This is a genomic window from Sphingopyxis sp. CCNWLW2 (genome assembly GCF_037095755.1).
In the GTDB taxonomy this organism is placed as follows: Bacteria; Pseudomonadota; Alphaproteobacteria; order Sphingomonadales; family Sphingomonadaceae; genus Sphingopyxis.
The window spans coordinates 2,202,401-2,217,787 of sequence record NZ_JBAWKJ010000001.1 but is presented as its reverse complement, the minus strand read 5'-3'; the positions used below and the strand labels follow the sequence as shown (position 1 = coordinate 2,217,787).

General features: G+C 63.8%; 13 protein-coding genes. 1 reads left to right on the top strand and 12 read right to left on the bottom strand.

The annotated features are described in order from the left end of the window. Positions 1–97 precede the first annotated feature (97 nt). From V8J55_RS10560 to V8J55_RS10540, 5 genes are all read right to left on the bottom strand, one after another. Entirely contained in the window at positions 98–1,216 is a 1,119-nt protein-coding gene (locus V8J55_RS10560; protein ID WP_336445556.1) for an aspartyl protease family protein, read from the bottom strand. Further along, positions 1,213–2,724 carry a SulP family inorganic anion transporter gene (locus tag V8J55_RS10555; RefSeq protein ID WP_336445555.1) on the bottom strand — a complete coding sequence of 504 codons (1,512 nt, stop codon included), beginning with the start codon at positions 2,722–2,724 and terminating at the stop codon, positions 1,213–1,215. The genes V8J55_RS10560 and V8J55_RS10555 overlap by 4 nt, the downstream gene beginning before the upstream one ends. Continuing rightward, positions 2,724–3,410, bottom strand: a complete 687-nt coding sequence (locus V8J55_RS10550) for a carbonic anhydrase (protein ID WP_336445554.1) — start codon at positions 3,408–3,410, stop codon at positions 2,724–2,726. Before V8J55_RS10550 ends, V8J55_RS10555 begins: the two co-directional genes overlap by 1 nt. Before the next feature lie 128 nt (positions 3,411–3,538). Beyond that, on the bottom strand, positions 3,539–4,852 hold the full coding sequence (locus V8J55_RS10545; RefSeq protein WP_336445553.1) for an ATP-binding protein: 1,314 nt from the start codon (positions 4,850–4,852) through the stop codon (positions 3,539–3,541). After that, on the bottom strand, positions 4,849–5,559 hold the full coding sequence (locus V8J55_RS10540; protein WP_058537252.1) for a response regulator: 711 nt from the start codon (positions 5,557–5,559) through the stop codon (positions 4,849–4,851). The genes V8J55_RS10545 and V8J55_RS10540 overlap by 4 nt, the downstream gene beginning before the upstream one ends. A gap of 386 nt (positions 5,560–5,945) precedes the next feature. Here V8J55_RS10540 and V8J55_RS10535 point away from each other — a divergent pair, with 386 nt between their 5' ends. Next, the gene (locus V8J55_RS10535; protein WP_336445552.1) at positions 5,946–6,566 is read left to right on the top strand and encodes a hypothetical protein; all 621 of its coding nucleotides are present in this window, start codon (positions 5,946–5,948) and stop codon (positions 6,564–6,566) included. Between the two features lie 141 nt (positions 6,567–6,707). Here the strand turns inward: V8J55_RS10535 and V8J55_RS10530 are convergent, their stop codons facing one another. The 7 genes from V8J55_RS10530 to V8J55_RS10500 all read right to left on the bottom strand — a co-directional run bounded on the left by V8J55_RS10530 (position 6,708) and on the right by V8J55_RS10500 (position 15,260). Continuing rightward, positions 6,708–7,238 (bottom strand): MarR family winged helix-turn-helix transcriptional regulator, encoded by a 531-nt coding sequence (locus tag V8J55_RS10530; RefSeq protein WP_336445551.1) that lies wholly within the window; start codon positions 7,236–7,238, stop codon positions 6,708–6,710. Continuing rightward, entirely contained in the window at positions 7,238–7,828 is a 591-nt protein-coding gene (locus V8J55_RS10525) for an NADPH-dependent FMN reductase (protein ID WP_336445549.1), read from the bottom strand. The genes V8J55_RS10530 and V8J55_RS10525 overlap by 1 nt, the downstream gene beginning before the upstream one ends. An 18-nt stretch (positions 7,829–7,846) precedes the next feature. Then, positions 7,847–10,081, bottom strand: coding sequence for a TonB-dependent receptor (locus V8J55_RS10520; RefSeq protein WP_336445548.1), 2,235 nt, complete (start codon positions 10,079–10,081; stop codon positions 7,847–7,849). A gap of 29 nt (positions 10,082–10,110) precedes the next feature. After that, entirely contained in the window at positions 10,111–11,850 is a 1,740-nt protein-coding gene (locus tag V8J55_RS10515; protein ID WP_336445547.1) for a sulfatase-like hydrolase/transferase, read from the bottom strand. Between the two features lie 102 nt (positions 11,851–11,952). Further along, complete coding sequence (locus V8J55_RS10510; protein ID WP_336445546.1) at positions 11,953–13,227, bottom strand: hypothetical protein; 1,275 nt, start codon at positions 13,225–13,227, stop codon at positions 11,953–11,955. Between the two features lie 79 nt (positions 13,228–13,306). Further along, entirely contained in the window at positions 13,307–13,789 is a 483-nt protein-coding gene (locus V8J55_RS10505) for a MarR family winged helix-turn-helix transcriptional regulator (protein WP_336445545.1), read from the bottom strand. Between the two features lie 94 nt (positions 13,790–13,883). Then, complete coding sequence (locus tag V8J55_RS10500; protein ID WP_336445544.1) at positions 13,884–15,260, bottom strand: spinster family MFS transporter; 1,377 nt, start codon at positions 15,258–15,260, stop codon at positions 13,884–13,886. Between the last annotated feature and the right edge of the window lie 127 nt (positions 15,261–15,387).

The window sequence follows — 15,387 nt, the reverse complement described above, 5'->3', positions numbered from 1 at the left end:
TAGACGGCGCTGAACGGGCCAGCCCTGCCCACATATCGCTGGCATAACCGCCAGCGCGCCTGCGATTTCGACCCGCCAAAAAAGCGGGTGCGGCCAATCAATAATAATCCTCGAGAACCAATTCCACATCGTCTTTGGCAAGCATCGAGAGCGCATAGCGTGTCCCTGGCGGCCGCTTGCCGAGATTGCGATGGTTCTGGACGCTGGCCGGACCGACCTGCTCGTCGTTGATTGCGACAATGCTGTCTCCTTCATGGAGGCCTGCTTTTGCTGCCGGGCTGTCTTTGGCCACATGGATGACTTGCAGGTGATCGCCCGCGTGAAGCACGCTGAGCCCGGACGCGTCTCGCACAAATGGCCTGTTCGATCCGTTTGCACGAACCAGCTGCATCCGGGCGCGCCCGAAAGCCAGACAACAACGAAAGCGCATGAGAAGCGGAAGGCCCACTATCATGGGCGCAGCAAAATGCCAGACGGGTGGAACCGCGAAGGGCACGTCACGGAGAATGACGTCACCCACACGCAAGCTTTCCAAACGGCCGAGCTGGCTGATAGCGACGCCTTCGACCCCGAGGCTTGCGCTGGAACCTCGCCTCATGCGGCCGAACAGATTATTTGCCTCGGCATATTCGGGGTCGACGTAGAGCGGCGTCGAGCAGCCCAGATCGATGATCGCTGCGGCCTCCAAACCCTCCTTCGGTGAGATGGTGGTGCAGAACAGCCCGTCGGCCGTCTGCACGACCGGCAGCCAGTGATTTATGTTATCGCTGCCATTGGCCCAAAACCGGAGCGCGGCCCGATCGGGGTCTATCTCGACCATGTTGCGTACAAAGAATTCTCGCCCGAGCACCAGTTCGATCGACATTCGCGCAGCGCGTGCCATCGGTGCCAGATCGAGTATCAAGGCTGACGTCGTGAGCAAATGCGCGGCGCCAGCCTCGATGTGTAACGGGCCGGTCATTCTGGCTACGGTCTCTCGTGTGAGCGCCGTAACGCGATGATCGCGCACGCCATGCAGCCGATGGCGAGCCGCAAAGCCAGCATCCACCGCGGAGCGGGTGGCGCCGCTGTCAAGAACCGCTCTCGTTTCGACGCCGCGGATCTTAACCGGGAGAGTCAGTAACGAATCCTCCCCGTTCCCGCAGGCGACCCAGTTTCCAGTGGGTGCCTCGCCTCCTCGTTCCGGTACGGCACGCGCTGGCGAGGCACCGATCATGCCGCGGCCGCCAGTCGTTCGAGCCTTCCCGTTGCGCCCTGGAGTTCGACAATGAGGCCCGAGCTACGCCGCCGCTTGATCCACTCTTCGAGCATTTCGGCGCAGGTATGGTCGATGTGCTTCAGCCGTTCGACATTTAGCTTCAGTCGTCCCGCCGCCGGGAGGTCATCGAGGAGCGCCGTCAGCTTGGGCAGCGCAACGAAGGTCGCTGTGCCGTCGAGCACGATCTCCCGCGTCTCACCCTCTTGCCGCTGATCGGTGCGCAGCCGCAGCCTCCGGACGTGCGGCGCGAGTTCGAGCGTCGAAAGCGCCAGACCCACGAGCACACCGGTCAGCAGATCGGTCGTGACGACCATCAGGAACGTGCCCGCCCAGATCAGCGCGGGAAGCGGGCCATAGCGGTCGAACAGATGCTTTACATGATCGAGGCTGACGAGCTTGACGCCAGTGACGACGAGCACGCCGGCAAGCGCCGCCATCGGGATTTCGCGCAGAAGCCAGGGCAGCAGCGCGACGAACCCGAGGATCCACACACCGTGCAGGATCGTCGAAAGCCGCGTGGCACCGCCAGCCTGCACATTGGCCGAGCTGCGTACGATCACACCGGTCATCGGAAGCGCGCCAGCGACGCCGCAGAGCAGATTTCCGACACCTTGCGCGCGCAGTTCCTTATTATAGTTTGTCCGCACGCCGTCGTGCATCCGGTCCACCGCCGCCGCGGAGAGCAACGTCTCGGCGCTTGCGATAAAGGCGATCGCAACCGCCGTGGCGATCAGCGTGGGCTCGGCAAAACGCTGCAGCATGCCCGCATCGGGCAGAGCAATCGCGCCGACGATCGATTGCGGAACATCGACGCGAATAACGTCGAGCCCGAAACCATAGGCGACCAAGGTGGCAGCCACCACACCAATGAGTGCGCCGGGCACGAGGCGCAGGCTCTGCGGACGCACGCGTTCCCACCCCAGCATCGCCGCTATCGTCAGCACGCCAACAGCGAAAGCGGCCAGCGCTCCGCCACCGGGCGTGAGCCCAAGGATGCGGCCGGGCATCGCCACGAGATTGTCGATCCCACCGGGAAGCGGCTTGGCATCGAATAGCACATGGAATTGGCCGAGCACGATCAACAAGCCGATACCTGCAAGCATCCCGTGAACGACGGCGGGCGAGATTGCGCGAAACCAGCCGCCGAGCCGGAAAACGCCGGCCGCAATCTGGATGAGCCCAGCGAGAACGAGGATCGGGCCGAGGGCCGAAAGCCCCTGGTCGCGCACGATTTCGAAGACGATGACGGCAAGTCCGGCCGCCGGCCCGCTCACCTGAAGCGGCGATCCGGCGAACGCACCGACGACAATGCCGCCGATAATTCCGGTTATCAGGCCCTTTTCGGGCGGAACCCCCGAGGCGATCGCGATCCCCATGCACAATGGCATCGCAACGAGAAAGACGACGATCGACGCGGTCAAATCGCGCGAGAAGGTTTTGCCGAGTGTCGGCAGGGCGACGTTCATCACACCGCTTCCGCGAAATCGGCGGCGCGCCGCGAGGCATGCGGCAGAGCGACGGGCAGCGGAGCGTCCTCGCGCAGCGGCATGAAGCGGCCGGTCGCTCCGTCCAGGCCGAGTATGCAGCCGGCATGAATATCGACGAACCAGCCGTGCAGCGCGATTTCCCCGCGCGCGAGACCCGCCGCTACCGCGGGATGCGTGCGCAGATGGGCAAGCTGAATGACCACATTTTCGAGCGAGACCGCGCGGATCCGCTGGATGTCATCCATCGCGGGATAACTATCGGTCACAACCTTGTGCGCGGCGTGTGAATGACGCAGCCATGCCGCGACATTCGGCATGCTACTCAGGTCCTGATTGACAGCCAGCGCCTTCATCGCGCCGCAATCCGAGTGCCCGCACACGATGATGTCTCGGACACCAAGCGCGGCGACCGCATATTCGACGGTCGAAGAGACACCGCCATTTTGCGTGGCAAAGGGAGGCACGATGTTGCCCGCGTTGCGGCACACGAACAGATCGCCAGGCTCGGCCTGCATGATATGTTCCGGGACGATGCGCGAGTCCGCGCAGGATATCATCAGCGCCTTCGGACTTTGTCCGTCGCTGGCGAGGCGTCCATAGAGTGTGCTTTGATTGGGAAATGTTTGCTTTTCGAAAGAAAAGACACGGCCGATCAGCTCGTTCACCGAGGGGACTCCTTGATTGGCGCCGAAGGGAGAAGCGGCGCGAACCCGGAGTTAGGCCCCGAACTTTGCTGCGACGCAGCATTTGTGTAAGCAAATGTTTCCGGTTGTAAGGAAGTGTTTCCGCCCGCTCAGCCTAGCGGAATATCAATCTCGGCGCGCAGCCCGCCTGTTGGCCGGTTCGACAGACGCAGCATGCCGCCCTCCCGGTGCGCAACGCGCCGCGCGATCGGGATTCCCAAGCCTAACCCGAGCGTATCGCGGCTCCGCGCAAGGTCCAGCCGGACGAAGGGCTCGAGCACATGCTCCAGTTCATCTTCGGGAATGCCCGGGCCGTCGTCCTCGACGCAGAGGACGACCCGGCCATCCTCCATTCGAATACTGACCTGCGCCCCGCCGGCATATTTGATCGCATTCTCAACGAGATTCGACAGAGCGCGCTTGAGCGCCAACGGACGTACGACGATCTCGAGATGGTCCGGCCCTTGATAGGCCGCCAGATCGCCCATGTCCGAAGCATCGTCGACGATTGTGGCCGCCAAGACCGCTATGTCCGTCTGTACGGGCTTTTCAGGATCGCTGTCGCCGCCATAGAAAGCGAGCAGCGAAGCGACCATCGCTTCCATTTCGCCGACGTCCTTCTCGATCGAAAGGCGCAAAAACGGATCGTCGATTGCCTCGGTGCGAAGCTGCAGCCTTGTGAGCGGCGTGCGCAAGTCGTGGCCGACCGAGGCAAGCGCCTCCGTGCGATCGGTGATCAGCTGATGGATGCGCGCCTGCATTTCGTTGAAGGCGGCAATCACGCGCCGGATTTCCGATACGCCGACCTCGGGAAGAACCACGGCGTCGCCTTCGCCGATCCGTACCGCGGCGCGCGCGAGCATTCGCATCGGAGAGAGGACGCGGCGCATGAGCAGTCCGCCAATGAGGATCAGTGCGATCGCGGGCACCAGCGCCAACAGGAACCGATTGATCCGCAGCCGCGAGGGATCGACGAGCTGCGTCGCCTTGAACTCCAGCGAGCTTCCGTCGGCAAGCGACAGTTGGCCGGTGACCTTGCCGTTACGTCCCGGCTCCTTCAGATGCAGGCGCAAATTCTCATGCCCCAGAGCTGGCTCCCATCCGATGATCTGCGTGCGCATTTCGTTCAGCGGCGCCGCCATTGGCATGAGCGGGAGGCTGGTAGGATGCCATTCGACGATGAAGGTTTCGCTCGACAGACGGGCCGCGAGGGCCGGGCGTTCGCTGCGCGGGCTCGCATTCAGCAAACGGCTGGCAGCGGCGAGATGCTCGGCCACGCGGTGCGCCTCATCCTCTTCGACGCGCAACTGCCCCGCGCGCTCGTGAAGGAAGGTGCTGACGGTAAATTCGATCGTGATCGCCAATAGCAGGATCAGAAAGATCCGCCCGACCAGCCCGAGCGACGGCCGCATGGCGTCGGTCACCGACGCGACACTTCGACGTTGAACATATAGCCGACGCCGCGAACAGTGATGATCGGCGCGCTCGCATCCTTGTGCGAAAGCTTGCGCCGCAAGCGGCTGACCAGGACATCGACGCTGCGATCCGAAGCATCGCCGAGCCGCGTTCGCGACAGTTCGATCAACCGTTCACGCGCAATCACACGTTGAGGATTCTCCAGAAAGCTCGACAACAGATCAAACTCTGCCCCCGTCAACTCGACGATCGCGCCCGTCGGAGAATGCAGCTCGCGCCTCGAAAAATTGACTATCCAACCAGCGAATTCAGCGACCTGCTGTCCCCCTTTGCCATGCTGACGATCCAGACGCCCGCGGCGAAGCACGGCACGCACGCGAGCGGTCAGCTCGCGGGTGCTGAATGGCTTGGCGAGATAATCGTCGGCACCCAGTTCGAGCCCGACGATTCGATCGGTCTCGCCGCCCTTGGCGCTCACGAAGATGATAGGCACTTCGCTCTGCTGGCGAAGCTGACGGCAGAGATCGAGGCCGCTGGTTCCGGGCAGCATGACGTCGAGCAGCACAAGATCGACGGCCCCGACATCCAGCGCCAGCCACATTTCGGGAGCGGAAGCTGCAGGCCGGACTTGATAGCCATTTTGCTGAAGTGCGCGAGCCGTAAGCGTGCGCAAGGCGGGATCGTCCTCAACGATCAAAATTGTGGAGGCAGTCATGGGAAAGTCTATGCCGTTCGTTCGTAGTCTCTGGTGATGAAAGCCCGGAGGGCTGATGGTCAGGCGACCCGCCAGCTCCAGATAGGGACGACGCGCCGCCCTTCCAGTGCGCGCGTGGGCGCAGAAACATTTTCTTACAACATCCCCGGCGCGCGCGCATGCTTCCCGACAGTGAGCTTTGGGCCTGTTGAAAGACAGACGGTCGGCAGCGGGAGAGCAGAGGCTGCGGAACAATCCGATCGAGCTGCTTGATGGCTGAGACCACCCGCGCAGTTCAGCAATGTTTCCTTACGTTGGCGACACCTGAGTGCATTATTCGCCCGGTATTTGCTCGAGCCATGGCGGCGTCCCCCCGCCGGTTTCATGGTCTTCAAGGAGTTTCACTCGTGCGTTTTTCCAGCCTGACCCTTGGCTTGGTCGCAGTTGTCCTCGCTTCGCCCGCGGTGGCGAACGCTCCCGCGGTGCCGAGACAGCTCGCAAAAATGGATGCGGAAGCCTTCCGCGCCAAAGCCACGATCGACGACGACGATCTGGAGTTCGCAACAATTATCTCGACCCGCAACGGTTTTCGCAAAAAACGGCGGCTGAATGGCTCTACTTCGTTCGACAGCCATGTCGAAGCCCATGTCGACAAACGCACCGGCGAAACCCGGTTCGAGGTGCACCAGTCCCTGCGCTATTGGGGCTCGCAGCGTCTCTATGACACGGTCCACTTCGCGGATCGCGATGGCAACCTCGTGGCACAGCGGCTCGATCACGCGCGGCGCGGCGACGACACCATGTGCCCGAATAGCGACTTCAACGGCGATTGCGCGCTGACGATGAAGCTGGTCTTCTCGGTCGACGAAACCCAGCTCAGGGCCGCCATGACCCGCGCGGAAGGCTGGGATCTCAAATTCAAGGGGCGGCCGAATGGCCGAGACGACCTCCGGATCCGGATCGTTCCGGCCGAGATCGAAGGGCTATTGCTTGCCGTCGACGACTATCGCGCGACGTTGTCGGCTTAGGTCAGCGATTGATCCGCAAGCCGATCCCTCCACCGCACGGGCGTTCCGCCGAATAAGATTAACTCGGTAGCACTTCCCGCAATGTTGTCACTTTGTGCGCACTTCGCGATTGCTCCGCTTTCAGCATCGCGCCAGGTCAAACTAGTCGCGAGATGGCGGCCCTCTGTCGATCTGCTTGGGGTGAGGAATGATTCGCCGACTGTCTTGAAGCTCGGGATCGGCGGAAGCGAGATTGTCGATCACGTGGAACAGCAGCCGCCTGAGGGTATCGACTTCGGTATCCGATAAATTTTGGGTGGCAAGCGCCTGGATTTCGGCGGTCCTCGGCATGAGCAGCTTTTCCAGGCGCCTGGCATGCGGAGTCAGATGAACCAGTATTTCACGCCGGTCGCGGCGGTTGACGGCGCGGCGCACCAAACCCGCCCGTTCCAGTGCGCGGAGCGCAACCGCAGTCGTCGCATCGCGCATCGCGAGCCGGCGGCTGAGTTCGCGCTGACTGATCCCGTCGTCGCTCCAAAGTTGGCGGAGGAACGTCCATTGACCCGAGGATATGTCATATTCGCGGGTGTGCTGCTCGCGTAGCCGGGAAAAGGAGCGAAAGATCAGGCGAGCGAGATAGCCGAGGCTGTCATCAAAAGCCCAGTAATTCCCGGCAGGCAGCCGCTCGCTCATCATTTCCCTTCGACCGCTTCGTGGCGGACCGCACCTGCCACCGTGTCGACCAGTTCATCCAGCAGGGTCCGGAGGAGGGGATCGGCGAGCTTGCCGGTCGCGTCGAACGCGCGATGGGCGTGCGGCACGCTGAGCTGTTCGGGCACCACCCAGGCGTTCACGGTGGTCAGAATCTGGCGAAGCTGGGACAGGCCGCGCAACCCTCCGAACGGGCTCGATGACGCCGACAGCATCGCGAAAGGCTTGCGGCGAAAGGCGCCATAGGCCTGCGCCGCCTCGCCTTCCCCCGGACAGGAAATCCAGTCGAGCGCGTTCTTCAGCATCGCCGTGACCGAGCCATTATGCTCGGGGCTCGCGATGATCACGGCGTCATGGCGCCGGAACATCGCCTTGAGCGCCAACGCCTCGGGCACCTCGTCGATCGACAGCGCTTCGGCGCCGAACAACGGCAGGCGATAGTCCGCCAGCGACAGGCGCGTCGCAGGCAGCCCGCGATCGCGCGCCGCCTGCACCGCGCAGCCGATCAGCTTCTCGTTGAGCGAGCCCGGGCGAATGCCCCCGGCGAGCAGCAAGAGCTCCGGCCGCGCCATCCTGCCTCGTCCGCGCAATCAGAAGTCGAGCGACAATTGCAGCGTCACCGTCCGCGGCGATCCGACGAGCGCCATGTGGCTGTTGCCGCCAAATACCGGGGTATTGAATCCCTGGCTGGTGGTGACCTTGTTGGTGAGGTTGCGGCCCACCAGCGCGAGTTCCCATCGCCCGTCTTCGCGGCCCACCGCCAGCCGAGCGTCATATTTGGTGAAAGCGGGCTGCGAGTTGAGCGGACTCATGTCGGGCTGGAAGAAGGAACGCGACTGATAGTTCGCCGAGACATTGCCGAGCACATACAGGCTGCCGGACACCGGATATTTGGCCTCGATGAACGCATTGCCCGTCCATTCGGGCGCGCGGACAAGGCGAACCCCCGCCAAATTATTGGTTCGCGGGTTACAGGTCGCCGGTGCATTATAGAGGCAGGCGCCGCCCGGATAATCCTTGTAGTGGGCATCCAGATACCCAAAACTGCCGCCGACGCGCCAATGGTCGCCGAGGCCGATATTCGCGTCCATCTCGACCCCTTGGGCGATCGCCGACGCCGCGTTGCCGGTGATGAAGGCGGTGCCATTATATTCGGACACCTGCAGGTCGGCGAAATTGGTGCGGAACAGCGCGACGTTGAATTGCCCCTTTCCGCCCAGGAAACGGAATTTCCCGCCGAGCTCCCATGACCTCGCCCGTTCGGAATCATATTGGAAGGTCGCGACGCCGCTTTGGATGTTGAAAAGGAGCAGCGCATCGTTCGACACGAACCCGCCGCCCTTGGTGCCCGTCGCATAGCTGAGGTACACATAGGCATCGCGCGAAAATTCGTACCGGATGCGCGCCGAATAATCCCACAGGCTCTCCTTGCGCGTTTCGGTCAGATCATAGGGCAGATAGGTCGGCGGAAAGACGCCGACATTGCTCGAGATCGCGTTGCCCACGCGGCGTTCCTTCGAATAGCGCAGGCTGCCGCTGAGCATGATCCGCTCGCTGACCGGCACCTCGACCGACGCAAAGGGCGACCAGGATTCGCCGGTCTGGTTGAACTGGCGGAGCGACAGGCCGTTGAGCGGGGCGGGAAATCCCGCGCTTGCTGCGTTGAAGGTCGACGCCTGCTGGATGTGCAAATCGGTGTCGATATAGGTCAGCCCGGCGATAAAGGCGCCATCGTCGCCGATCGGGTGCTGCGCGCGCACTTCCTGAAACAGCGAATTGGACTGTTCGGTGATGTCCGATTCCAAAAAGGTCAGCGGACCGTCATAGTCCATATTCACGCCGCCCTTCAGCTCCTGCCAGGCGGTAACCGACGTAAAGCGCCAGTCGCCGGCATCGAGGTTCATCGTCAGCTGCGCCATCGTCGTTTTGGTGTTGTCATATTCGGGATTGGTCCCCGCGGACGCACGGCGGAACGAGGGATATTCGGGGACATTGGCACCCGAATTGCGCACCTTGTTGCAGAGGAAGCAGCTCGCATCGCCGATATAATTGAACACCAGCGCGCCGCCGTCGACGCGGTTCGACGAATGCTCGACCTTGACCAGTGCCTCGAAATCGTCGCCCGGTTCCCACAGGATCTGGCCGCGCACCGCTTCATAACGGGACCCGAATTCATCGCGGCCGGTCAGCGTATTTTTCATATAGTCGCCGATCGCGCCGGCGCGCCCGGTCAGGCGGACACTGATCGTGTCCGATACCGGTCCCGAGACCGCGCCGTCGAGGTTCCAGCCGCCATGCTCGACCTCGCCGCTCGCGCGGACGAAGCCCTCTAAATCGCGCGTCGGGCGGCGCGTGACGACGCTGATCGCGCCCGCGTTCGTGTTCTTGCCGAACAGCGCGCCTTGCGGCCCGCGCACGATCTCGACGCGCTGGATATCGAGCAGCGGGTTCTGGAAGGCTCGCGAACGGCTGAGATAGACGCCGTCGATGAACAGCCCGACCGACTGCTCGAACGACAGATTGCCCGTCCCGGCGCCGAGGCCGCGCATCGTGATCGCGAAATTGCCATTGGTGCGGTCGATCTGGAGGTTGGGGACGCTATCGGCGACATCGTCGAACAACAGCGTGCCCTTTTCCTCAAGCTGTTCGCCACCGACCACCGCGACGGAAATCGGTACTTCCTGCAGCGTCTGCTCGCGGCGGGTCGCGGTGACGATGATCGTCTGGTCGTCGCGCGCGCTCGCGCCGTCTGCCGCAGCTTCCTGCGCAAAGGCGGGTGTTCCGAGGGCGAGCGCCATCGCGCCGCCGCAAAGCAGTGTTTTCATTTTCATAGTCCCTCTCCCAAGGTGACAGGTCAGGCGAGTTTCAGCGTCTCATATTGTGTGGCCGGACCCGGATATTCGGCACCCTTGTCCTCACCAACCTCGGCTTCGATCAGCGTGTTGGTCCGGGCGTTCAGGCGTTCGATCAGCGATTTGTGAGCGTCCGGTCGCCAGGCGAGATTGTCGATCTCGTCGGGGTCGGCCGCCGTGTCATAGAGTTCGAGGTCGTTATGCGCGACGAGGTCGTCCCAGCGCTTCGGGATATGATGCTGCGAAGGCGCGAAATAGCGCGCGAACTTGTAACGGCCGTCGTGGACGCCGCGGTGCAGGCGGCGAAGCATCAGGTCGTTTTCGGGCAGCGGCTTCGTCTCGGCAGCGCCTTTTGGCACATCGGGGGCGTTCCACCCGTAGCGCACGGCATAGTTGAAGAGGATTCCGGCGTCGTCGCGGCGCGTCCGCGCGGCGGACGAAGCGATCGCCGCCGACAGGTCATGGCCCGCCAGCTTCGGCTGCATTTCGCGCGCCGCCGCTTCATCGACCCCGGCGAGCGCCAGCATCGTCGGGACGAGGTCGACCGCGCTGCCGAGCGCATGGGTCGTGCGCCCGCCCGGAAGGTCGGGGTGGACGACGATCAGCGGCACGCCGACATCCTCCTTGTAGATCGTCCCGCCCTTCTGCCGCATCCCGTGTGCGCCGGCGCGTTCGCCATGGTCGGAGGTGAAGAGGATGATCGTGTTGTCGAATTGCCCCGAAGCGACAAGCGCGTCGAACACCGTCTGCATGTGCCGGTCGACGTCGCGGATGCAGTTGAAATAATAATTCTGGTTGCGGCGCCAGACCGCCTCGTCCTCGTGCCGCATCCGGCCGTAGAAGGCGCCCGAGCTGGCGTTGATCGCGGCGTGGGCGCGCGGCTTGCGCGACAGGTCGTCGGCATGAAAGCTGCGCGGCAGCGGGAATTTCCAGTCGCGGCCATAGACAGGGTCGCCCGGCGCGGCGAGCAGCGGCGCGACGAGGTTCGGCCGCGCGCGCGTCGCCTCGCCCTCGCCGCTCGGGTCATAGAACATGATGTCGTGCGGATTGACGAAATTGACCGCCATGAACCACGGCGCCGCATCGTCGTCGTCGGCAAAGGCGCGAAGCTGGCCGGCGGCTTCGGCGGCGGTCACCCCGTCGCTCATGAATCCTTCCCACGAAAGTCCCTCGCGCTCGCCGTTGAAATTATAGCCCGAAAAACCGAAGGGCTCGAGAATATCGCGCGTGTTGGGGAAAATTCCGCCGGCGACGCCGCGCAGGTTCAGCCCCTCGTTGATGTTCGAAAGATGCCATTTGCCCTTGTAGGTCGTGCGGTAACCGGCGCGGCGCAGCATCGTCCCGATCGTCGGAATCTTCGGGCTGAGCTGGGGATGCGGCGGCGAGTTGGGATTGGCATAGACGCCGCTGTGCTGCGTGTGCAGCCCGGTGTAGATGTTCGAGCGCGACGGGCCGCACGGCGTCGTGTTCACATGGAAGCGATCGAAGAGAATGCCGCGTTCGCGCAACCAGTCGTGCGCGGGCAGCGGCAGCGCGGCGGGAATGTCGGCGAGCGCCCGTTCCTGGTCGTTGACCACCAAAAGGATGTTCGGGCGGCCGCCGCGCCGCTTCTGGTCCGCCCGCACCGGCGCGGCGCGTTCGGCGGCGGCAGCCCCCTTCGCGCTCGCGCCCTGCACCGCCGCCAGGGCCGCAGCGCCCCCGGCGAGCAATGTCCGCCGGTCGATCTCTCCCGTATCGCGCATCCCGCACCTCCCAAAGCCGGTCGTGCCGAAGTTTCTTAGTATGCTAAGATCATGGCAGGCGAAAAATTATTGTCAAGTTGCTTGCGTAAAATTTTGTCAATCTCAAAAGACCGGGGTGTTGGGCGGCAAGCCGATCAGCGACCGTCCGAGCAGTTCGGTCGCGCCATCGAAATCATAGACGACGTGGCTCGCCATCACATTGACGTCGCGCAGCGCGCGCTGGAGCGGGCTGCTCGTCATATGCGCGCTCGACCCCGCGCCTTCGACCAGCAGCCGGATCGCGTCGCGGCACAGGTCCATCGCGAGCGCGACCTGTGCGCGGAGCGCGATGCGGTCCTCGTTGCTCACCAGCCCGTCTCCGGCCGCTTCGGTCAGTGCGACATTGCGCCGCCCGACCTCGCGCAGGATCATCTCGGCGGTCTGCGTCTTCGCCGCAGCTTCGCCGAGCCGCATATGTGCCGAGGCCTTTTCGTTCTGCTTGACCGTGGTGCCGAGCATGGTGCGAACCCCGATGCGTTCGCGAAAATGATCGACCGCCGACCGGGCGACGCCGACCGCGCCGATCGCCGCCGTGATCGCAAGGAAAGGCGTCATCGGCATTCGGTAAACCGGATTGTGCGCGTGGATCTTTGCGCCGGGCGCGCAGCCCATGCGCATTTCGCCCATGTCCATCACGCGATGTTCGGGGACGAAAATGTCGGCGCAGCGAATGTCGTTGCTGCCCGTGCCGATCATCCCGTCGACATGCCAGGTGTCGAGCACCTCGACCTGGTCCGCCGGCAACGCCAGGAAAAGCTGGCGCGGCGGGTTTTCGCCGGGAATCATGCCGGTCACCATCACCCAGTCGGCATGCATGACGCCCGTGCCCCATTTCCACCGGCCCGTCAGGCGATAGCCGCCGTCGGCCGGCTGGGCGACGCCCGGCGGGTTGGTGGCGCCGGGTGCGATGACATAGGGAAAGTCGCCGCCGAAGGTCTCGTCCTGCAGCTTTTCGGGGAATTGCGCGAGCATCCAGTTATGCTCGACGCAGAAAGCGGTGACCCAGCCGGTCGAACCGCAGCCCTCGGCGATCGGCAGCATCGCGTCGATGAAACTGTCGATATCGAATTCCAGCCCGCCATAGCGCTTGGGAACGAAATGATAGAAGACGCCGGTCTTGCGGATCGCGTCCCACACGGCATCGACCGGGCGGCGCAGCCGTTCGCATTCGAGTGCGTGCGCGGCGACGAGCGGCTTGAGCGCGGTCGTGCGGCGCACCAGTTCCTCGGGCGTCAGCGCCACGAGTTCCGCGCGCGACAGCCAGTCGCCGCCTTTCGGAATCCGGCGATCGGCGAAAGGCTCCTCGTCTGCCCTGCACGTCTGAACGGCGATATTCATGACATTCTCTCCCGGCGAGCCGTTGAATCGGCTGTTGCGGCCACCATAGGCCGGGCAGAAATAATGTCAAGAAACTTAACTAAATTGGCAAAGCCCGTCCGGCCGACCCCTCGGGCTCTTCCAGCGCTTCGGGCGGCACGCGCGGCGGATCGCCCCAATCCATCCGCATCGCGTCGCGCAGCCCGTGGTAGGCCGGAAGGCCGATCCGCTCGACGAGCTTCAATTCCAGATAATGCAGCGCCTTTGCGGCCGCCCGGCGCGTGTCGTTCGCCTGTTCGGCGAAACGGACGATCCGCGCGCGCCGGTCGCCGGGGTCGGGGACGAGTTCGACGATCCCGCGCGCCTCGAGCTCGCTGAGCATCAGGCTGATCGCCTGCCGCGTGACGCCGAGATTGCGGGCGATGCGCGTCGCGCGATGCTCACCCGCCGCGATATTGGCGATCAGCATCGACTGGGCGCGGCTGACGTTGGGAATTCCAGCTTCCTTGAGCGCGGCCTGCAGCGCTTCGTCGAACCAGTAGACGGCGCTCAGCAGATTCATCATCAGGAACGGGCTATCCATCGTCGTCCTCCTTTGGCCGCGGTGCGGGCCCGTCATAATGTCCGCGACGATCTCCGGGCAATCCGCAGCGGCATGGAGCCCGGTCCGGTTACGGTCAACCGGCGTCCGTCATTTTGGCGAGATCGCGGGCGAAAGCCGAAAAGCCCGCGGTGAGGATGATCGCCGCGAGCGGCAACGCGATACCCGTCACCAAGGCGATCGAATAGCGCAGCGCCCCGTCGTCACCGAACAGATGATCGGTGAGCAATGCCATCAGCATCGGACCGAAACCGAGCCCGGTCAGGTTGACGACAAAGAAATAGAGCGCCGTGACACGCGCACGATATTCGTTCGGCGTGATGAACTGCAACGCGACCGTTCCGACGCCGTGCATCGTCAGCATCGGAAAGGCGAGCGCGAGCATCACGAAGGCGAGCGTCGCATCCGGCATCAGCGCCGCCGCGAGCAAGGGCGGCCCACCAAGCAGGATCGACAGCCGCATCACGCGCAGATGCGCGTCGGGAACGCCCTTTGCGAACATCCGGTCGGCGAGCGTCCCGCCCATCACCAGCCCCGCCGCACCCCCGGTCGCCATGATCAGCCCGAACCACAGCCCGGCCTGCGATACATCCATGCCATAGGTGCGCGCAAAGAAGGTCGGCACCCATGCGATCACGCCGTACATGACGAGTCCGATCAGCGACATGCCCGCGAACAACGCCCCCAGCGCGGCGCGCTGTCCGGCAAGATGCGCCAGAAAGCCGGGCGCCGAGGCCATATCGTCGGGTGCGGCGGTCCGCTGGAGGCCATGCCGCAGCGGTTCGCGCACGGTCAGCAGCAACAGGCAGACGAGCAGCCCCGGCGCTGCGACCCACAGGAAGATCGTACGCCAGGCGTCGACCGGACCGATCAGCGGCAGGTCGACCATCGGCGCGGCAAGCACAGCCTGCACGACAAAAGACCCGAGGATCATCGCGACGCCCGATCCGAGCGGCACCCCGATCGAATAGACCGCCATCGCGCGTGCAAGCTTGTTGCGCGGAAACATGTCGCTGAGCATCGAATAGGCGGCGGGCGACAGCGCCGCTTCGCCCACCCCCACTCCCATGCGCGTAAGAAACAGTGTCGCATAGCTTCCGGCGAAGCCGCACGCTGCGGTCATCACGCTCCACAGCGCCACGCCCGACACAATCAGGTTCCGGCGGTTCCAGCGATCGGCGATCCACGCGATCGGAAGGCCTAGCACGGTGTAGAAGAGCGCGAAGGCGAGCCCGATAAGCAGGCTGACCTCGGTATCCGAAATGTTCAGCGCAGCGCGGATCGGCGCGACGAGCAGGCTGAGAATCATCCGGTCGACGAAGGACAGCGTATAGGCGAGCAGCAGAACGCCGACGACGTACCAGCTATAGGCGGGGCGCGGCCAGCCCGGCTCTGCACCCGCTTCCCCGCCCAGTTCGCCTTGCGGCGCGCCTGTCGCGATCTCCGTCGCCATCGATCCTGTCCTCCCGATCGCCGCTCGCTCTTGCACCGCAAGCCGGCCTGTTATATAGAAACAGTTACTTAGCAAACTAAGTAAATTGGCGACCGAGTCAAGCATGATCGGGACGCACGAAAAAACA